This is a genomic window from Streptomyces sp. V4I23, assembly GCF_030817975.1.
Classification (GTDB): Bacteria; Actinomycetota; Actinomycetes; order Streptomycetales; family Streptomycetaceae; genus Streptomyces.
In genome coordinates this window covers 585,368-604,405 of sequence record NZ_JAUSZW010000004.1, presented here as the reverse complement: position 1 = coordinate 604,405, position 19,038 = coordinate 585,368, and the positions used below count along the sequence as shown (strand labels likewise).

Sequence of the window (19,038 nt, the reverse complement as noted above, 5' to 3'; positions counted from 1 at the left end):
GGGCGCCCGGTGCGAGCGTGGGCGCGGGGGCGGCGCACGCCGAAGACGCCGTCAAGGGGCACCCGGCCCCGGAGCCCGTGCCCGGCGCGCAGGGCGGGGCTGTGCCTGGAGCGAAGGGAGCCGCGCCGCTCGGCGGCGAGGGGCCGGCGGGCCGGGCCCAGGCGGCCGCCGGTGCGTCCCCGGTCGCCGCGCCCGCGTCCCGCGATGCCGAGGCGAGCGCGGGCGGCGCGCGGGCCGATGCCGCGCCCGCGGCGGAGGCACCAGGGGGCGGCAGGTGCGCCCAAGCGGGTGCGCCGCTCGGTCATGGCCGGCCGGCGGGCCGGGCCCAGGCGGCCGCCGGAGCGCGGCGCGGGCCCGTGCTGGCCGTGCGGGGGCTCTCCGTGCGATTCCGCATGCGCGGCGGACGTCATGTCGCCGCCGTCACCGACGCCTCCTTCGACCTCGCCGCGGGGGAGTGCCTCGCCCTCGTCGGCGAGAGCGGCTGCGGCAAGTCCGTGCTCGCCTCCGCGCTGCTCGGCCTGCTGCCCGGCAACGCACAGACCGCCGGATCCGCCCGGATCGACGGCATCGACCTCCTCGACACCGACGAGCGCACCCTCGCACGCACCGTCCGCGGGCGGCGCATCGGTCTGATCCCGCAGAGCCCGGCCGCCCACCTCACGCCCGTACGGACCGTCGGGGCCCAACTGGCCGAGACCGTACGGCAGCTCACCGGGCTGCGCGGCGCGGCGGCGCGCCGGGCCGCCGCCGGGGCCGCCGAGCGCGCCGCGTTCCCCGCCGGCCACCTCGACAGGTATCCGCACGAACTGTCCGGCGGCCTCGCCCAGCGCGCGGCCACGGCGCTCGCTCTCGTCGGCGACGCGCCCCTGCTGCTCGCCGACGAACCGACCACCGGCCTCGACCGCGACCTCGTCGAGCACACCGCCGACGAACTGCGCCACCACGCCGACCAGGGGCGCGCCCTGCTCCTGATCACCCACGACCTCGCGGCGGCGCAGCGCACCGCCGACCGCGTCGCCGTCATGTACGCCGGACGGATCGTCGAGATCGCCGACGCCGAGAGCTTTTTCGGCACACCGGGCCCCCGCCACCCCTACGCCCGCGGCCTGCTGAACGCCCTTCCGGAACGGGACTTCGCGCTGATCCCGGGTCTGCCGCCCGAGCTCGTTGACCTGCCGCCCGGCTGCGCGTTCGCCCCGCGCTGCGCCCGCGCGTCGGACGCCTGCGCGGCCCTGCCCCGGTTCACCGACGGCGTCGCCTGCCACCATGCCGAGGAGCTCGACCGTGTTTGACCTCCAGGACGTCACCGCGGGCTACGACCGCCGCCACCCGGTCGTGCGCGGCGCCTCCCTGCGCCTCGCGCCCGGCGAGGCCGTCGGCCTCCTCGGCCCCAGCGGCTGCGGCAAGTCCACCCTCGCCAGGGTCGCCGCGCTGCTGCACCGCCCCGACGCGGGGCGCGTCGTCGTCGACGGCGAGCCGGTACGCGGCTGGCGGCACGCCGCTCCCCGGGACCTGCGCACGGCGATCGGCGTCGTGTTCCAGCAGCCCCGGTTGTCCGCCGACCCCGGGCTGACGCTGCGGGCAGTCATCGCCGAACCGCTGCGCGCGACCGGACGGCGCGTGGAAGCGGCCGGCCGTGCCGAGGAGCTGGCGCACACCGTGGGCCTGACCGGTGAACTCCTCGGCCGCCGCCCCCACGAGGTCAGCGACGGGCAGCTGCAACGCGCCTGCCTCGCCCGCGCACTGGTGCTCCGTCCGCGCTGGCTGGTCTGCGACGAGATGACCGCGATGCTGGACGCCTCCACCACGGCGGCCCTCGTGGCCGTCGTCGAGAGCTACCGGCAGGACAGCGGCGCCGGACTCCTCGCGGTGGGGCACGACCACGTCCTGCTGAAGCGCTGGTGCGACCGCACCGTCCACTGGTCCGACATCGCCTCCTGACCACGCGTCAACCGCCCCGTCGCCGCAGGCGCGGCGATGGGCACACAGATGACGAATGGCCGAACTCCTCGCCGCACCCTGCCCGTTGGGGCCTCGCCGTCGGATACTCACCGAGTCCCGTCCGACTCGCAGAGCCCGGAGGCCACGGTGCCGACCACCCGTCGCAGAGCCGTCACGACGATCGCCGCCGCGCTGGCGGGCGCCGTCGCCGCCCCCGCCCACGCGCAGGCCGCCGAGCGCGGCGGCGGACCCGCCCGGCCCAGGCCGCTGCGCCGGGCCCACGCCCACAACGACTACCTGCACGAACGGCCGCTCCACGACGCCCTCTCGCACGGTTTCACCAGCGTCGAGGCAGACATCTTCCTCGTCGACGGCGAACTGCTCGTCGCCCACGAGCCCGCCGAGCTCGACCCCGCCCGCACCCTGCGCGGCCTCTACCTCGAACCGCTGCTCGCCCGCGTGCGCGCCAACCACGGCAGCGTCTACCGCGGTTACCACCGGCCGGTGCAACTGCTCGTCGACATCAAGACGGACGGCGTCGCCGCCTACCTCGAACTCGACCGCCAACTGCGCGACTACCGGCGAATGCTGAGCAGCTGCACCGACGGCCGCGTCCGCCTGGGCGCGGTCACTCCGGTCGTCTCGGGCGACCGCGCGGCCCGCGCCCCCATGGAGGCGCAGCGCCACAGGTACGCCTTCTACGACGGGCGCCTCGACGACCTCGCCGCCCCCGCCCCCGCCCCCGCCCCCGCCTCCTTCATCCCGCTGATCTCCGGCAACTGGAACCACAGCTTCAGCTGGCTCGGCACCGGTGAATTCCCCGCGGCGGAACGGGAGAAGCTGCACTCCCTCGTCGCCACCGCCCACGGGCGCGGTCAGCGGGTCCGCTTCTGGGCCACACCCGACACGCCCGGTCCGGCGCGCGACGCCGTATGGCGCGAACTGCTGGCCGCCGGGGTCGACCACATCAACACCGACGACCTGGCAGGACTCGAGAGGTTCCTGCGCTCGAAGGACCGCTGAGCCGAGTCACCCGTACGGCGGACACGCCAGTCGGCCGTGCGGGCCCGGCGCTGCGCCAGACTGGCCGCCGAATGCCGCAATTCCGGCGCGGCGAAGGAGGTTGGCGATGGCCATTTCGATCTCGTTGGTGCTTCTGCTCCTCGTCCTCGCAGTGATCTTTCTGCGCAACGGTGGTCTGAAGATGTCCCATGCCCTGGTCTGCGCCCTGCTCGGGTTCTTTCTCGCGGGCACGAGCATGGCGCCGACCATTCACGAGGGCATCGCGGCGACGGCCAATGTCGTCGGCAGCCTCAGGCCATGAACGACCTGATCAGGAACCGCACTCCCTCGGGGGCCTCCAGCGAGAAGCCGCTGCCCCGGCCGTCGACCACGTCGACCACGAGCCGGGTGTGGCTCCACCGCTCGTACTGACTGCGGGACATCCAGAACGGCACCGGCTCCCCGACCCCCGCCACGCGCAGTTCGGCCAGCAGCACGTCCGACGCCCCGGTCCGGAACTCCCCGGCCGGGTAGCACATGGGCGCACTGCCGTCGCAGCACCCGCCCGACTGGTGGAACATCAGCGGCCCGTGGGCCGCCCGCAGCCGCCGCAGCAGTCCGGCGGCCGCGGGCGTGAGCTCCACCGGGCGGCTCCCGTGCTCGTTCACGGACGACCCCTCTCGACGGACTGACGACGCGGACGGGGACCAGTCAACCCCGCCATGGGTTGCGAGAAGGTTGCACGCCTGGTCGACGGCCCGAACCTGGTGGGCCTCGGCGCCGCCGGGGAGTCGCCGGGAGATCCCGGAACCGGACCGCGTCGTGCGGATCGGGACGTCAGGGGCGGCGTGGGGTCAGGGGCGCGTCTGGTCGGCCCGCTCGGCGTTCTTCGCCTTGATGCGCGCCGCTTCCTTCCGGACTTCCGCCTGGGTGGCCCGCTCCTTCTGCAGCCACTCGGGGAGGTCCTTCTTCAGCGCGTCGATCTGCTCCGTGGTGAGGGGTTCGGTGACCCCGCCCCGGGCGAGGCCCGCGATCGAGATGCCGAGCTTCGCCGCGACCACCGGCCGGGGGTGCGGGCCGTCGCGCCGCAGGTCCTGCAGCCACTGGGGCGGGTCGGCCTGCAGAGCGTTCAGCTCGGCGCGGGAGACCACACCCTCCTGGAACTCGGCGGGGGTGGCCTCGAGGTACACACCCAGCTTCTTCGCCGCGGTCGCGGGCTTCATCGTCTGGGTGCTCTGGTGCGACGTCATGCGTCAAGGGTATCGAGCGTGTGTGCTGCCTTTGACCACGAAAGGTAGCCTTGCGGCGTGACAGGTTCGGATGCATCCCCTTCGTTCCGGCTCGCCTATGTCCCGGGAGTGACCCCCACGAAGTGGGTGCGGACCTGGAACGAGCGGCTGCCCGACGTCCCGCTGACCCTCGTCGGCGTGCCCGCGGCCGAGGCGTTCGAGGCGCTGCGCGGCGGCGGCGCCGACGCCGGCCTCGTACGGCTGCCGGTCGACCGGACGGACCTCAGCGCCATCCCCCTCTACACCGAGACGACGGTGGTCGTGGTCCCCAAGGACCACCTCATCGCGGCGGTCGACGAGGTGACCAGCGAGGATCTCGCGGACGACATCGTGCTGCACCCCCTCGACGACACCCTCGACTGGGAGCGCCCTCCGGGGCGGCCCGCGATCGAGCGTCCCGCCACGACCGCGGACGCGGTCGAACTGGTGGCGGCAGGGGTGGGGCTGCTGGTCGTACCGCAGTCACTGGCCCGCCTGCACCACCGCAGGGACCTGACCTACCGGCCGGTCTCGGACGCCCCCCAGTCACGCGTCGCGCTGTCCTGGCCGCAGGACGAGACCACCGATCTGGTGGAGCAGTTCATCGGCATCGTGCGCGGGCGCACGGTCAACAGCACGCGGGGTCGCCCCCAGGCCGAGGCCCAGCCCAAGGCCAAGGCGACGGACAAGGCCAAGGCGAAGGCCAGGAGCCAGGACAAGGGCGGCGCACAGCGCAAGCCCGCCGCCGGCACGTCGGCCGGCCGGAGCTCCAGGACCGGTTCCGGCGCCGCCAGGGGCGGCAAGCGCGGCAGGCCACGCCGCCGGTCGTAGCTCCGACGCCGCGGGACGCGGTGACGGGCCCGGAGGCGGTGACGGCGCGAGGAGTCAAGGCGCCCGCAGCAAGGTCTCGACACCCCGCGCCGCACTCGCCAATCAAATTCGAACAGGAGTATGGTTTCGGTCATGGCCGACACCGACTTCCCCGACGATCTGCAGGGCGCCCAGACCCGCCTCCACCAGGCGACATCGGAGCTGGCCGCACTGTGCCGCACCCTGCCGTGGAGCGTGGAACCCCAGGCCGGGTGGGAAGGCCGGACGCCTCCGCACACCGGCGAGGTCACCGGCGGTCGCGACGACAGCCCCGGCTGGACGGAAGAGCAGAAGGCGGCCGTGGAAAGGCTCCGCGCGGAGTGCCTCGCACTGTCCGCCACGGTGGCCACGCACCCGTACTGGAAGACCGTCGAACGGGAGAAGGCCGTCGACTCCCGGATGCGGTTGAAGGCCGCCACCCGGCCCGAGGCGGTGCCCGTCGTGGACGTCGAGACCGCCGCGTAGAGCGATCGACCGAGACACCTCTTTGCGCCATGTCCGATCCGATACCTCAGCTGTCCCGTCTCCAGAAACTGCGCATCGTGGAGCAGTACCAGGCGTACCAGCTGGAGCGCACCCGGGCCACGATCAGCGAGCTGGAGGCGGCGGAGGGACGCCGGCTGAAACAGGAGCGCGCCGCGCGCGAAGGCTCCTCGTGGAAGATCGAGCCGTCCCGGGCGACGGCCGACGACTTCGCGATCCTGCACCGCGGCGGCTGTCACATGTACCGGCGTCCGCACGGCCGGCTGAACCGCGAGGAGGCGATGATCGCCCTCGGGGAGGCCGACATCAGGCCGTGCGAGATCTGCCGGCCGGAGACCGGGCTCGTGTCCCCGTAGCGCGCGCGGCTCCCGGCCGGAAGGCGGTTCAGGCGTCGGGTCCGCAGGCGCCGAGGCCCCGGCAGACCAGCCCGTCCCGGAGCGTCACACGACGCACTGTCAGCTTCATGGCCGGCGCGGCTACAGCACCCCCCGGGCCGTGCGTCAGACGTTCACCGGCCGGGCTCACGACCGGCTCGCGGGGCTCAAGGCCCGCTGGGCCCGCACGACATGCTCCCGTCCCACCACAACGCCGTGCCGTACGGCGGGCGATAGCCTGATTCGCGTGGACGAACTCGACGGCGTGGAGATCATCGCTTTCCCGGACGCCCGGGCGTTCGAGGACTGGCTGGCAGGCCACCACACGCGCCAGGAGGGCGTGTGGGTCAAGGTCGCCAAGCGGAACTCCGGCATCCCGTCGGTCACGAGCGACGAACTGGTGGACGCGGGGCTGTGCTACGGCTGGATCTCCGGACAGCGACGGTCGCTCGACGACCGGCACTACCTGCAGAAATACGTTCCGAGGCGGCCCCACAGTCTCTGGTCCCAGGTGAACGTCGACAAGGTCGTGCGGCTGACGGCGGAGGGACGCATGCGTGAGCCCGGCCTGGCAGAGGTCCGCAGGGCGCAGGAGGACGGGCGCTGGGCCCGGGCGTACGAGTCGCAGAAGTCGGCCGCGGTACCGCCCGACCTCATGGCCGCGCTGGAAGCGGACCCCGGGGCGAGGAAGGCGTTCGAGGCGCTGGACGGGACCGAGCGGTACCTGCTGATGCTGCCGCTGATCCAGGCACCTACGGCGCGGTCCCGGCGCGTGCGGCTGGAGAAGGCCCTGCGCACGCTGAGGGAAGGGCCGCCGGAATCACCCGGTTCTCCAGGCGGCCCCTGACGCAGGGCGGCGATTGCGCAGGGGTATATCGGGGCAAGCAGGGGCAAGTCAGCGCTCCCGCGGGGCCGATTGAATGATCGAAATGGTGGAGGGTTAGCATATGAGCGCCGCCTAGCTCGAAAGATAAACCTGTGACTGTCAACGACGACTCGTTCACCAACTGGAAGAACCGCGAAGAGATCGCGGAGTCGATGATCCCGATCATCGGGAAGCTGCACAGGGAGCGGGACGTCACCGTCCTGCTTCACAGCCGCTCCCTGGTGAACAAGTCGGTGGTCAGCATCCTCAAGACCCACCGGTTCGCCCGGCAGATCGCCGGTGAGGAGCTCTCGGTCACCGAGACCTTCCCCTTCCTGCAGGCGCTCGCCGCCCTCGACCTCGGCCCGTCCCAGATCGACATCGGCATGCTCGCCGCGACCTACCGCGCCGACGACCGCGGACTGTCGGTGGAGGACTTCACCGCCCAGGCCGTCGCCGGCGCCACCGGCGAGAACAAGATCGAGCGCCGTGAGGGACGCGACGTCGTCCTCTACGGCTTCGGCCGCATCGGCCGCCTCGTCGCCCGCCTGCTCATCGAGAAGGCGGGCTCCGGCAACGGCCTGCGCCTGCGTGCCATCGTCGTCCGCCAGGGCGGCGACCAGGACATCGTCAAGCGCGCCTCTCTGCTGCGCCGCGACTCGATCCACGGCCAGTTCCAGGGCACGATCACCGTCGACGAGGCGACCGACACGATCGTCGCCAACGGCAACACGATCAAGGTGATCTACGCCAATGACCCCTCCGAGGTCGACTACACGGCGTACGGCATCAAGGACGCCATCCTCATCGACAACACCGGCAAGTGGCGCGACCGCGAGGGCCTGTCGAAGCACCTGCGCCCCGGCATTGACAAGGTCGTGCTGACCGCTCCGGGCAAGGGCGACGTCCCCAACATCGTGCACGGCGTCAACCACGACACGATCAAGCCGGACGAGCAGATCCTGTCCTGCGCCTCCTGCACCACCAACGCGATCGTCCCGCCGCTGAAGGCCATGGACGACGAGTACGGCGTGCTGCGCGGTCACGTGGAGACCGTCCACTCGTTCACCAACGACCAGAACCTGCTGGACAATTACCACAAGGCCGACCGCCGCGGCCGCTCCGCGCCGCTGAACATGGTCATCACCGAGACGGGTGCCGCCTCGGCCGTCGCCAAGGCGCTGCCCGACCTCAAGGCGCCGATTACCGGCAGCTCGATCCGCGTCCCCGTGCCGGACGTCTCGATCGCCATCCTCAGCCTGCGCCTGGGCCGCGAGACCACCCGCGAGGAGGTCCTCGACTACCTCCGCGACGTCTCGCTGCACTCGCCGCTGAAGCGCCAGATCGACTTCACCACCGCGCCCGACGCCGTCTCCATGGACTTCGTCGGTTCGCGCCACGCCTCGATCGTCGACGCCGGCGCGACCAAGGTCGACGGCGACAACGCGATCCTGTACCTGTGGTACGACAACGAGTTCGGCTACTCGTGCCAGGTCATCCGCGTCGTCCAGCACGTCTCCGGGGTGGAGTACCCGACCTACCCGGCTCCGGCGGTCTGATTCCGCCGACCTCACTCCGATCCGGTGCCCCGCCTGCCGGGGCACCGGATCAGGGGTTGGTCCAGGCGCCGGGGGCCTCGGTCAGTGCGGACACACCGGCGGGCAGGTCGGCCGACGCGACGTCCGCCAGCGTCACGCCCTCGAGGATCTCGCGCACGTTGGACCGCAGCGCGATCCACAGGGGGAGCAGCGACCGGGCCGGGCCGGTGTAGGACAGGTCCGGGGGCCGGACCCCGCGCACCGAGACCAGCGGCCCGTCCACGACGCGGATGACATCCGCGATGCTGATGGAATCGGCGGGCTGCGCAAGCCGGTAGCCGCCGTTGCCGCCGCGCCGGCTGAGCACGAGACCTCCCCGGCGCATGTCGTTCAGGATGCTCTCGAGGAACTTGTGCGGGATGTCCTGGGCCTCCGCGATGACCTCGGCCTTCAGCGACCCGTCGTCCTGGGACGCGGCGAGCTGCAGCGCGGCACGTACCGCGTAGTCCGCCCTGGCTGAGATCCGCATACGCGCATTATCCCGTACGGCGTGGGCCGGCGTCCCTCGCGGGTGGCCCTCGGCCGAGGGGCACAGGCCGCGGCGGGGGCGCGGGGGGAGGCGCCGTTGCCCACTGCTCCCCGCCATGACGACGAGCCTGGACGCGGCGGGGGTGGTCCATGTACGGCATGGGAAATGAGCAACTCCACTCGATCGGCCGCTGGTTGACCGGCATCACGAGGCCGCACGGGACGCGTAGGCGCGGATGTCGGCGTCCGGGTCGGTGGTGGCGGCCGCGAGGGCGGTGCGGGCCCCGGGCTCGTCGCGGTGCGAGAGGAGGGAGAGGACGACGGCCTTGCGGACATCCGCGTTGGGGTCGGCCAAGGCCCCGGCGAGGGCCTGGACGGCCTGGGCGGGCGGGGCCGCCCGGAGGGCGGTCGCGGCGCCGGCCCGGACCTGCCAGGCGGGATCGTCGAGGGCGGCCGAGGCCAGCGCGGCGTAGCGGGGCGGGCAGCCGGTGGCGGCCAGCGCGGTCAACGTGGCGCCCCGGACGAGCGGGTCCGCGTCATCCAGCAGTGGGTCGAGCGGCGCCGGGGCCGCGGCGTGCACGGCCCCGAGACCGCGGGCCACCGCGACCCGGACCTCGCGGGCCGGGTCGGCGGCGGCTACGGCCAGTTCCGGGACCGCATCCACCGAGACGAGGGCCCGGACGGCGGTGATGCGGACCTCGATGTCGGTGTCGGCGAGCGCGGCGGCGTACACGCCGGCGTCGCCCAGCCGCAGGGCACGCAGCACGTCGAGCGCGGCGGCCCGGACGGCCGGATCGGTGACGCCCAGCGCCTCCCGCAGCCCGGCCCCCAATGCCCCCTCGGCGGGCAGCACTTCGACCAGCTCGCGCAGCGCGGCCGCGGCGGCGGCCCGGACCTGTGGTGCGGTGTCCCGCAGGCGTTCGGCGAGCGCGGGCCCGGCACCGGCCGGCACCGTCTCGCCGAGGGCGGCCACGGCGGCCGCCCGCACCGCCGGGTCGGCGTCGCCCAGGTAGGGGCGCAGCGCGTCCAGGTCGGGGGACTCCTCGGCGAGGGAGAGGAGGCGGAGGAGGGCGGGGCTGGGCGCGGAGACCTCCGGGGTCCCGGCCGGGACCGGAGCCGCCGCGGGCGCGGCCGGGCGGGCGGCCGGGGCGGTGTCCCGTGGGCCGGCCGTGGCCACCGGCACCAGCGCGACCTCGCCCAGGCGCCGCTCCGGCCCCGGCGCCGGCGTGAACTCCGGCACCGGGACCACGTACGGCTCGACCGGCCGCGCGGTGAACTCCATCGCCCCCGACGCGGACTTGCGCAGGTCCAGGTGGTGCAGCCAGCCCGCGTCGTCCCGCCCCGGGTGGTCCAGCCGCTCGTGGTACAGGCCCCACCGGGACTCGGTGCGGGCCAGCGAGGCCCGGGCGGCCATCTCCGCGCAGTCCCGGATGAAAGTGACCTCCGCGCACCGCATCAGTTCGTGCGGGGTGCGCGCCCCCATTCCGGCGATCTCCTGCGACATCCGGGTGAACGCCTCCACCGCCAGGGACAGCTTCGCCCCGGTCTTCGGCGGTGCCACGTAGTCGTTGACGAACCGCCGCAGCTTGTACTCCACCTGCGGCTGCGGCGGCCCGTCCGGATTGCGCAGCGGCCGGTAGACCAGGTCGTGGGCGGCGGCCAGCTGGTCCCGGGGCAGCTCGCCCTCGTAGGCCCGGTACCGCGCGGCGTCCTCGCCGGCCAGGTCGCCGAAGACGAACGCGCCGATCATGTAGTTGTGCGGTACGCAGGCCAGGTCGCCGGCCGCGTACAGCCGGGGGACGGTGGTGCGGGCATGCGCGTCCACCCGTACCCCGGAGGCGGAGTGCCCTCCGCACAGTCCGATCTCCGAGATGTGCATCTCGACGTCGTGGGTGCGGTAGTCGTGGCCGCGGCCCTCGTGGAACGTGCCGCGGGTGGGCCGCTCCGTCGTGTGCAGGATCGATTCGACGGCGGTGATGGTCTCTTCGGGCAGATGGCTGAGCTTGAGGTACACCGGGCCACGGTCGGAGGCGAGTTCGGCCGCGAACTCGGCCATCATCTGTCCCGACCAGTAGTCCGACTCCACGAACCGCTCGCCGTGCCGGTTCACCTGGTACCCGCCGAACGGGTTCGCGACGTACGCGCACGCCGGCCCGTTGTAGTCCTTGATCAACGGGTTGATCTGGAAGCACTCGATCCCGGTGAGCGCGGCCCCCGCGTGGTAGGCCATGGCGTACCCGTCGCCGGCGTTCGTCGGGTTCTCGTACGTTCCGTACAGGTAGCCGGAGGCGGGCAGGCCGAGCCGGCCGCAGGCCCCCGTCGCCAGGATCACCGCGCCCGCCCGGACGGTGACGAACGCGCCGGTGCGGGTGTCGAACCCGGCCGCGCCGACGGCCCGTCCGTCGTCGGGGTGGGTGAGCACCCTGACCGGCATGACGCGGTTCTCGATGCGGATCCGCTCCCGCATCTCGCGACGCCGCAGCTGCCGGTAGAGGACCTTCTTGACGTCCTTGCCCTCCGGCATCGGCAGCACGTACGAGCCGGACCGGTGCACCTGGCGGACCGCGTACTCGCCGTGCTCGTCCTTCTCGAACTTCACCCCGTACGACTCCAGGCGCTTGACCATGTCGAAGCCGCGGGTCGCGGTCTGCCGGACGGTGGACTGGTCGACGACGCCGTCGTTGGCGCGGGTGATCTCGGCGACGTAGTCGTCGGGCTCGGCCCGGCCCGGGATGATCGCGTTGTTGACCCCGTCCATGCCCATGGCGAGCGCGCCGGAGTGCCTCACGTGCGCCTTCTCCAGCAGCAGCACCTGCGCACCGCGTCCGGCGGCGGTCAGCGCGGCCATGGTGCCGGCGGTGCCACCGCCGATGACGAGGACGTCGCAGGACAGTTCGGTCGCGTCGGCGAGGGCGGGGATGGCCAGGGGGGTGTCCACCAGGGTGTGCACGGGGCGTGCCTTTCAGAGGGATTCGAGGATGCGGCGGCGCAGTTCGACGGTGTCGGGGGCGTGCCGCGCGTCCCGCTCACGCGGGTGGGGTACGTCCAGCACCTGCCCGGATCCGAGCAACAGGACCCGGTCGCCGAGGTGCAGGGCCTCGTCCACGTCGTGGGTGACGAAGACGACGGTGGCGCCGGTGCCTTGCAGGATGTCCACCAGCAGGTCCTGCATTTCGGCGCGGGTGTGCGCGTCGAGTGCGCCGAAGGGTTCGTCCATCAGGACCGCGCGGGGCCGGCCGGCCAGGGCGCGGGCCAGCTGGACGCGCTGCCGCTGCCCGCCGGACAGCTGGTGCGGCAGCTTGTGGGCGTGCCCGGCCAGACCGACCCTCTCCAGCCAGTCGGCCGCGGACCGTCGCCGCTCGGCCCGGGGGACCCGGCGGATCGCCAGCGGCAGTTCCACGTTGGCGCGGACGGTCCGCCACGGCAGCAGGGCGTCGTACTGGAAGACCAGCGCGCGGTCGGCGGCCGGCCGGCCGATCGGCTCACCGTCCTGGGTGACCCGCCCGTCCAGTGGGGGCAGTAGCCCGGCCAGGGTGCGCAGCAGGGTGGACTTCCCGCAGCCGGAAGGCCCCACCACCGCCAGCAGTTCGCCCGGCGCGATCCGCAGCGCGACCGTGCCGGGGACGGCAGCGCCGTCCGGGTGGCCGAGCCGTACGTCGTGCAGGGTGAGTTCGGCGCCGGCCGGCGCGGGTGCGGCGGGCGGGGTCGCGGTGCTCATGGGACCGGCTCCTTACGGGGAACAGTGGTACGGACCGCGGCGGCGGGACCGGCGCCGGTGGCCGCGGGGGTGCGGCCGGCCCTGCGGAACGCCGGACGCGGTGCGGCGCCGGCAGCTCCCCGCGCGGCCGGGCGGGGCAGCCAGGAAGTGGCGCGACGGCCATGCAGTTCCACAGCGGTCGAGGTGAGCCATCCGAGGGCGCCGATGGTGGCCATGCCGACGAACACTCCCGGGTAGTCGACGATCGTGTAGTCCTGCCAGGTGCGGTAGCCCACCCCGTACTCGCCGGAGATCATCTCCGCGGAGATCACGCAGATCCACGCGACGCCGATGCCCACCGACAAGCCGCCGAAGATGCCCGGCAGGGCTCCCGGAAGCACCACCGAGAACAGCACCCGCAGCCGGCCGCCGCCCATGGTGAGCACGGCCTCTTCCCAGACCGGGGTGAGCGCCCGGACCGCGTGCCGGGTCGACACCACCACCGGGAAGAAGGCGGCGGTGAAGGTGATGAACACGATGCCCTGCTCGTTGGTGGGCAACAGCAGGATGGCGACCGGGACCAGGGCGATGGCCGGCACCGGCCGCACCACCTCCACCAACGGGCCGAGCAGGTCTGCGGCCCACCGGGACCGGGCGACGGCCGTGCCGACCGCCACCCCCACCACCGCGGCCAGCACAAAGCCCACGACGATCCGGCGCAGACTGTGGCCCAGGTCCTGCCAGTACGGGCCGGTGGTGACCCGGTCGGCGAAGGCGGACGCCACCTCGCCGACCGTGGGGAACTGCTCGAACCGCAGCCACAGGTTGACGTCCCAAGAGGTCAGCAGCTGCCACAGCCCGAGGGCCGCGGTCAGGGAGGCCGCGCGCAGCAGCCAGCGGCCCCCACTCATGACGCCAGACCCACGGCGTCCGTGTAGCGGATGATCCGGGCCCCGGCGTGACCGTCGAGGTACCTCTTCGCACTGGCCGGGGTGACGAAGGCGCGCAGCTCGGCGCCGTCCGCGACCCATACCGCCTTGTCCGCGAACCACAGGGTTCCGGTCAGCGCGTCCGGCACGTACGCGGCCCGCACGTCGGCGGCCTTGGCGGCCTTCAGCAGCTCCTTGGGGCTGTCGAAGGTGCGGGTGGTGGTCCTGCCCTTCAGCCACAGTTCGGACTTGGCGGTGCTCGCCTTCGGGTAGGCGGGGGACCGCACGGCCCGCTTCAGCGGCGCCGGATCGACGAAGGCGTCCACGTCGACGTCGTCCACCAGCCCGGCCGCCTTCAGCACCGGCACGTCCTGCTTCAGCGCGGCGATCAGCTCCGGGCGGAGCTCAGGGTCGAAGGTGGCGATACCGTTGGCGCCGTTGTAGAGGTAGACGACCTCGGCCGGCAGACCGGTCTCCTCGGCCACCGACTCGGCGGCGGCGACCGGCTGGGTGCGCAGGTGGTCGGTGGCCCGCCGCTGGGCCCTGAGGAAGTCGTCGAGGACCCCGGCCCGTTCCTTGGCGAACTTCTCCCGGACCGTGACCCCGTGGAAGGTCGGCAGGTTCAGTTCGGCCCCGTCGTACAGAGCGGTGGCCCGGCCCTCGAAGGCCAGCTTGCCGGGCCAGGCGACGAACTGGGAGAGCGCGTCGGCGCTGCCCGCGGCCAGGGCCGAAGCACCCACGCTGGGCTGCTGGTTGAGCTTCCGGATGCCCTTGTCCGGGTCGATGCCGGCCTGCTGGAGGGCCCGGACCAGGGTGCCGTCGGCGGCCGATCCGACGCTGGTGGACACCTTCTTTCCGCGCAGGTCGGCCAGTGACCGCAAGGGCGAACCGGGGGCGGTGACCACCGTGTTCAGGCCGCCGCGCAGGTTGTAGCCGGTGACCGCGACCAGCCGGGTCGGCTGCCCCAGCTGCTTGCCGCGGGCCGCGTTGATCAACAGCGGGAAGTCGCCCATCGAACCGATGTCGATTTTCCCGGCGGTCATCTGGGCGGTGATCGGGGCGCCGGTCGCGTAGTCCTGCCACTCGACCTTGTAGGTGGTGCCGTCCCTCTTCCCGCGGGCCGCGAGCTCCTGCTCGAAGTAGCCGAGGGAGCGCAGCAAGGTGCCGGCGGTGACGGTGTTGATGGTCTTCGACTGGTAGCCGACGGTCACCGTGACCGTCTTGGCGCCGGCGTTGCCGTCGGCGCCGGCCGTGCCGCCGCAAGCGGTGGCCAGTGGGAGCAGCAGGGCGACCGGGAGGAGTGGGAGGAGTGGGATTCTCTTGCTGGTCATGGCAGTTCGGCCTTTCACCGGAGCAGGTAGGGCATGTTGACGGTGACTGCGCCGGTGGGACACCGGGCCGCGCACGGGCCGCAGTACCAGCACTCGTCCACGTGCATGTACGCCTTGCCGTTGTCCTCGCGGATGGCGAGCGAGTCGAGCGGACACATGTCGACGCAGAGCGTGCAGCCGTCGATGCACTTGGACTCGTCGATGGTCACGGGCACGTCGGCGCGCTGCGGAACGAGAGGCATGGTTGTCTCCAAGCGCCCGGAAAGGGCGGGGAACTGGAACGGGGGAAGGAACACGGGAACCCGGGAACACGGGAACCCGGGAACCCGGGAAGTTCTCGCGAGGGATCAGAGGGAGCGTCGCAGCACGCCGCTCATGGTGATGCGGTCGCCGCGGAACCGGATGAACTCCAGGTCCACCGGCCGCCCGCCGGGCAGACAGGTCAGCCGCTCCAGCATCAGCACGGCCGCCCCGCGCGGGGCCTGGAGCACCGCGGCGGAGTGCGCGTCGGCGTTCACGGCCTCCAGGGTGATCTCGGCATGGCCCAGTGGACCGCCGGTCAACGACTCCAGGAGCCGGAACACGTCCGTGTTCTCCAGGTCGCAGCCGAGCAGCTCACCGCCCACGTCCATCGGCAGGTAGGACAGGTCCAGGGACAGCGGCAGTCCGTTCAGGCGGCGCAACCGCTCGATGCACAGCACGTCGGTGTGCTCGGGCAGCCCCAGCCGGTGCGCCACCGGGCCGGGGGCCGTGACCGGCCCGACGGTGCGGACCTCGTTGGTGACCCGGCCGTGCTCGTGCAGGGTCTCGGCCAGGCCCTGGAGGCGGTCCAGCCCGTGCGGGTACTTCTCGCACACCACCACGGTGCCGACGCCGGGCTGCCGGTCGACGATCCGCTCGCCGCGCAGCAGGTCCAGGGCCTGCCGCACGGTGTTGCGGCTGGCTCGGTAGTCGGCGGCGATGACGTCCTCCAGGGGCAGGACGCCGTCGGGGAAGCCTCCCGCCAGGATCTGGTGGCGCAGCAGGTCGGCCAGTTGCCGGGCCCGGTCCGCACGCAGTCGTCGTCGGCGCGCGGCGGCGACCGGGGGAGAGGCGGCGGGGGCGGGTTCGGCTGGCATGGAAGGGAACGTACTGGGCGAGCGCCGCTGGTGGTGTTGCCGCAGTATTGCGCCACCAGGCAACCTGTAAGGAGCGCTCTGACCTGCGGTTTCAGTGGTGCAGCAGTAGGATCCGCCATCCTGTTGCCCATATCGCGGACATCAGGTGCCCAGGATGCGATCAGTTCCCTGGCTTTGCCGATAGCCCCCGGGGCCGTCCGCCTGCGTTGCGTGTCCTTCCACGCATCACAACACCGGCTCCGCTGCGGGCAATGCCTTCGCGGAGCCGGTGTTGTGGGCCGGGTGTGCGGTGGGCGGCGGGATCGCGGGTGTATCCCCCCGCCCGTCGTCGGGCCGCCGGGAGTGTCGCTGGAGCCGGCTGTCGGGCCTCGGCCCCGGTGACCGGGTTGAGCAGTGCGGACGCGGTTACTCGGCGCCGAGACCGGCGTCGGAGACCTCGGGCCTGCCCTCGGCTTTCAGCACCTTGTTGAGGAGCGTCAGGTCGTAGATGCCGTTGAGATCGGGCTCCTTGAGCAGACCGGCCTTGACCGCGTGGTCGGCCTGCGTCTTCAGCGTCGCGGCCAGCGGGTCGTCGGTGATCTGGATGCTCGGCCACGCCGGGTCGATCACCGTGGCCCCCAACTCCTTGCCGGTCTCCGCCTTCAGGGCGGCGTTGGCCGACGCCTTCGCCTTGTCCGGGTTGGCGTTGATCCACGCGTTCGTCTTCACCGTGCCGCGCAGCACGGCCTCGACCACGTCCGGGTGGTCCTTCAGGAAGGTCTGGGACACGATGATGTTCGTGATCACGAACTTCTTGTCCGGCCACAGTGTGGACTCGTCGAGGAGGACCTTCGCACCCTCGGAGACCAGCTTGGACGCGGTCGGCTCGGGTACCCAGGCGCCGTCGATCGCCCCGGACTTGTAGGCGTCCGGGGTGACCTTGTTGTCGGTGCGGACCACGGAGACATCGCCCTTGCCGCTCTCCGCGTCGACCTTCCAGCCCTTCTCCGCAATCCAGTTGAGGAACGCGATGTCCTGGGTGTTGCCGTGCTGCGGGGTGGCGATCCTCTTGCCCTTGACGTCGTCCAGGGTCCTGATCTTCTTCGGGTTCACGACCAGCTTGACGCCGCCGGAGGCCGAGCCGCCGATGATCCGCAGGCTCTTGCCCTGGGACTTCACGTAGCCGTTGATGGAGGGTGAGGGGCCGATGAAGCCGATGTCGAGCGCGCCGCCGTTGAGGGCCTCGATCTCGGAGGGGCCGGCGTTGAAGGTCTGCGGCTTGAGCTGGGTGCCGCCGAGCTCTTTCTGGATCAGGCCTTCCTGGACGCCGACGAGTGCTGTGGCGTGGGTGAGGTTCGGGAAGTAGCCGATGCGGACGGTGTCGGCGGAGAGCTTCTCGCCCTTGGCGGCCACCTCGGTCTTCTTGTTGTCGTCGGGCTCGGAACCGTAGCCGCAGGCGGTGAGCAGGAGGGGAAGCGTGGCCATGACGGCGATGGCGCGCAGGGTGGTGAGCGGTCTTGCGGCAGACACGGTGGGTGTCCTTTCACGGGATGGTGTTCAGGGCGGTACGGAAATACGCGACGCAGAGCCGTCGGCATGCACTGCACCCGCTCCCCGGCCGGCGGCGACGGGGGCGACGTCGCAGGCGGAGAAGCGGATATGTGTCGGATGCCGCGGGGTGGATGTCGAGCCGTCGTCAATGCCACGCCGCGCCCGAGGACAGGCAGTCATGGAGACGGGGGTGGCGTGGTCGGTACAGGGGGCGCCCGGTCGACGGCCGGCGGGGGTGAGGAGCACAGCGGTGCTCTGCGGAGCCAGGTCCTGTGGACGGCGTCAGACGGGCTGACAGATGGCGCTGGACGTGCGGCCCAAGTCGATGTGGCGCCGGGAGGTCAGAAGGGGAAGCGGACGGCCTGCGTGGTTCAGCGTTCGCACGGCCGCCTCACCCGATCCCTAGTTTTCCCACCTGGTTGGTAGGGATAGTGGCAGAGGGCGGCGCTCGCCCCAAGGGGCTGCCCAAATGATGGACGACCGCATCTCGTTTCGTGAGAACACCCTGATGGACGAGGGGATCACGGGTCGGTCCGGGGACCGGGGCGCGGGCCAGTGGGATATCCCGGGGCAGATCGGCGTCCGCCGGGGGGCCGCCGACCGCCGGGCAGGGGACACCTGCCCGGCGGCCGAGGGGCTCAAGCCACGGCGGGGGTGTAGTGCGAGGCGTCGTCGCCCTCGACGACATGGCTGAGCGTGCCGTCGACACCGGCGGGCACGTCGCCCGCGACGGTCACCCGGTGCAGCAGGCGCGGCAGGTCGCCGTAGTCGTCCGGGGCGTAGTGCTGGGTGATGCGGTTGTCGAACAGGACGAGGTCGCCCGGCGTCCACGCCACGCGCACGATGTTCTCGGGGCGGGTGACGTACGACTGGAAGAGGCGCAGCAGGTCACGGGAGTCGGAGGGGCCGAGCCCGACGATGCTCTGGGCGAAGCCGCCGATGAACAGCCCGCGCTCCCCGGTCTCGGGGTGCACCCGGACGACCGGGTGCGCGGTGCGGTATTTCCGGGACACGAACTGCTTGCGGTGCTCGGCCGCCTTCTCGCTCTTCGGGGCGGCGTAGTCGTAGGCGTTCGTGTGCACCGCCCACAGCTTGTCGGCCAGCTCGCGCAGCGGCTCGGGCAGATCCCGGTACGCGGCCGCCGAGTTGGCGATGAGGGTGTTGCCGCCGTAGGGCGGGACCACGATGCTGCGCAGCGTGGACGCCTTGGGGGGTGTACGGACGAACGTGACATCGGTGTGCCAGTGGTTGGCGCGGATGCCCTCGTCGCCGTCGACGGGCAGCACCTGGGGCCGGCCGGCGACGGAAGGGACGGTGGGATGCGCAGTGGTGAGCTCGCCGAACAGGGCGGCGAAGCGGAGCTGGCCCTCGTCGTCGAGATGCTGGTCGCGGAAGACGAGCGCCTTGTGTTCCAGGAGCGCGGAGTTGATCTCGGTGACGACGGCGGGGTCGAGGTCGGCGGAGAGATCGGCGCCGAGGACCTCGGCGCCGATACGGCCGCCGATCCTGCGGACGTCGAAGCCGGTGCCGGTGGTCATGTGAGGGTGTCCTTTCGGTCGGTGGT

At 72.3% G+C, this 19,038-nt stretch carries 21 protein-coding genes; 9 read left to right on the top strand and 12 right to left on the bottom strand.

The features are described from left to right. The first annotated feature begins 392 nt into the window (after window positions 1-392). The 4 genes from QFZ82_RS05050 (at window position 393) to QFZ82_RS05035 (ending at window position 3,265) form a co-directional block, all read left to right on the top strand. Window positions 393-1,292, top strand: a complete 900-nt coding sequence (locus tag QFZ82_RS05050) for an ABC transporter ATP-binding protein (RefSeq protein ID WP_307717625.1) — start codon at window positions 393-395, stop codon at window positions 1,290-1,292. Then, a complete protein-coding gene (locus QFZ82_RS05045) occupies window positions 1,285-1,941 on the top strand; it encodes an ABC transporter ATP-binding protein (RefSeq protein ID WP_307711964.1) in 657 nt (218 codons plus the stop codon). Before QFZ82_RS05050 ends, QFZ82_RS05045 begins: the two co-directional genes overlap by 8 nt. Window positions 1,942-2,088: 147 nt before the next feature. After that, window positions 2,089-2,964, top strand: a complete 876-nt coding sequence (locus QFZ82_RS05040; protein WP_307711963.1) for a phosphatidylinositol-specific phospholipase C/glycerophosphodiester phosphodiesterase family protein — start codon at window positions 2,089-2,091, stop codon at window positions 2,962-2,964. 106 nt (window positions 2,965-3,070) lie between these two features. Continuing rightward, entirely contained in the window at window positions 3,071-3,265 is a 195-nt protein-coding gene (locus tag QFZ82_RS05035) for a hypothetical protein (RefSeq protein WP_177151218.1), read from the top strand. Here the strand turns inward: QFZ82_RS05035 and QFZ82_RS05030 are convergent. Then, window positions 3,255-3,611 carry a DUF779 domain-containing protein gene (locus tag QFZ82_RS05030; RefSeq protein WP_307711962.1) on the bottom strand — a complete coding sequence of 119 codons (357 nt, stop codon included), beginning with the start codon at window positions 3,609-3,611 and terminating at the stop codon, window positions 3,255-3,257. The two genes, QFZ82_RS05035 and QFZ82_RS05030, sit on opposite strands and share 11 nt — an antisense overlap. Before the next feature lie 186 nt (window positions 3,612-3,797). Continuing rightward, window positions 3,798-4,193, bottom strand: a complete 396-nt coding sequence (locus tag QFZ82_RS05025; RefSeq protein ID WP_307711961.1) for a DUF5997 family protein — start codon at window positions 4,191-4,193, stop codon at window positions 3,798-3,800. 57 nt (window positions 4,194-4,250) lie between these two features. Here QFZ82_RS05025 and QFZ82_RS05020 point away from each other — a divergent pair, with 57 nt between their 5' ends. The 5 genes from QFZ82_RS05020 (at window position 4,251) to QFZ82_RS05000 (ending at window position 8,362) form a co-directional block, all read left to right on the top strand. Continuing rightward, on the top strand, window positions 4,251-5,042 hold the full coding sequence (locus QFZ82_RS05020) for a LysR family substrate-binding domain-containing protein (protein WP_307711960.1): 792 nt from the start codon (window positions 4,251-4,253) through the stop codon (window positions 5,040-5,042). 132 nt (window positions 5,043-5,174) lie between these two features. Then, the gene (locus tag QFZ82_RS05015) at window positions 5,175-5,546 is read left to right on the top strand and encodes a hypothetical protein (protein ID WP_307711959.1); all 372 of its coding nucleotides are present in this window, start codon (window positions 5,175-5,177) and stop codon (window positions 5,544-5,546) included. Window positions 5,547-5,575: 29 nt separating this feature from the next. After that, the gene (locus tag QFZ82_RS05010) at window positions 5,576-5,920 is read left to right on the top strand and encodes a DUF6233 domain-containing protein (RefSeq protein ID WP_307711958.1); all 345 of its coding nucleotides are present in this window, start codon (window positions 5,576-5,578) and stop codon (window positions 5,918-5,920) included. A 265-nt stretch (window positions 5,921-6,185) separates the two neighbouring features. Continuing rightward, window positions 6,186-6,785, top strand: coding sequence for a YdeI family protein (locus tag QFZ82_RS05005; protein WP_307711957.1), 600 nt, complete (start codon window positions 6,186-6,188; stop codon window positions 6,783-6,785). A gap of 131 nt (window positions 6,786-6,916) precedes the next feature. Further along, window positions 6,917-8,362, top strand: a complete 1,446-nt coding sequence (locus QFZ82_RS05000; protein ID WP_177151211.1) for a glyceraldehyde-3-phosphate dehydrogenase — start codon at window positions 6,917-6,919, stop codon at window positions 8,360-8,362. A gap of 49 nt (window positions 8,363-8,411) precedes the next feature. Here QFZ82_RS05000 and QFZ82_RS04995 read toward each other — a convergent pair whose 3' ends face one another. The 10 genes from QFZ82_RS04995 to QFZ82_RS04955 form a co-directional block, all read right to left on the bottom strand. After that, window positions 8,412-8,870 carry an Rrf2 family transcriptional regulator gene (locus QFZ82_RS04995; protein WP_307711956.1) on the bottom strand — a complete coding sequence of 153 codons (459 nt, stop codon included), beginning with the start codon at window positions 8,868-8,870 and terminating at the stop codon, window positions 8,412-8,414. Window positions 8,871-9,074: 204 nt separating this feature from the next. Beyond that, entirely contained in the window at window positions 9,075-11,795 is a 2,721-nt protein-coding gene (locus QFZ82_RS04990) for a fumarate reductase/succinate dehydrogenase flavoprotein subunit (protein ID WP_373429399.1), read from the bottom strand. A 36-nt stretch (window positions 11,796-11,831) separates the two neighbouring features. After that, the gene (locus QFZ82_RS04985; RefSeq protein WP_307711954.1) at window positions 11,832-12,587 is read right to left on the bottom strand and encodes an ABC transporter ATP-binding protein; all 756 of its coding nucleotides are present in this window, start codon (window positions 12,585-12,587) and stop codon (window positions 11,832-11,834) included. Continuing rightward, window positions 12,584-13,477 (bottom strand): ABC transporter permease, encoded by an 894-nt coding sequence (locus QFZ82_RS04980; protein ID WP_307711953.1) that lies wholly within the window; start codon window positions 13,475-13,477, stop codon window positions 12,584-12,586. Before QFZ82_RS04980 ends, QFZ82_RS04985 begins: the two co-directional genes overlap by 4 nt. Continuing rightward, the gene (locus tag QFZ82_RS04975) at window positions 13,474-14,826 is read right to left on the bottom strand and encodes an ABC transporter substrate-binding protein (protein WP_307711952.1); all 1,353 of its coding nucleotides are present in this window, start codon (window positions 14,824-14,826) and stop codon (window positions 13,474-13,476) included. The genes QFZ82_RS04980 and QFZ82_RS04975 overlap by 4 nt, the downstream gene beginning before the upstream one ends. 14 nt (window positions 14,827-14,840) lie before the next feature. Further along, window positions 14,841-15,068, bottom strand: coding sequence for a ferredoxin family protein (locus QFZ82_RS04970; RefSeq protein ID WP_125741086.1), 228 nt, complete (start codon window positions 15,066-15,068; stop codon window positions 14,841-14,843). Between the two features lie 105 nt (window positions 15,069-15,173). Continuing rightward, on the bottom strand, window positions 15,174-15,944 hold the full coding sequence (locus QFZ82_RS04965) for a GntR family transcriptional regulator (RefSeq protein WP_307711951.1): 771 nt from the start codon (window positions 15,942-15,944) through the stop codon (window positions 15,174-15,176). A gap of 405 nt (window positions 15,945-16,349) precedes the next feature. Next, window positions 16,350-17,408 (bottom strand): aliphatic sulfonate ABC transporter substrate-binding protein, encoded by a 1,059-nt coding sequence (locus tag QFZ82_RS04960; protein ID WP_373429398.1) that lies wholly within the window; start codon window positions 17,406-17,408, stop codon window positions 16,350-16,352. A gap of 348 nt (window positions 17,409-17,756) precedes the next feature. Then, complete coding sequence (locus QFZ82_RS39670) at window positions 17,757-17,858, bottom strand: putative leader peptide (protein WP_329125058.1); 102 nt, start codon at window positions 17,856-17,858, stop codon at window positions 17,757-17,759. Window positions 17,859-18,112: 254 nt separating this feature from the next. Then, the gene (locus QFZ82_RS04955; protein ID WP_307711949.1) at window positions 18,113-19,012 is read right to left on the bottom strand and encodes a TauD/TfdA family dioxygenase; all 900 of its coding nucleotides are present in this window, start codon (window positions 19,010-19,012) and stop codon (window positions 18,113-18,115) included. Window positions 19,013-19,038: the final 26 nt, after the last annotated feature.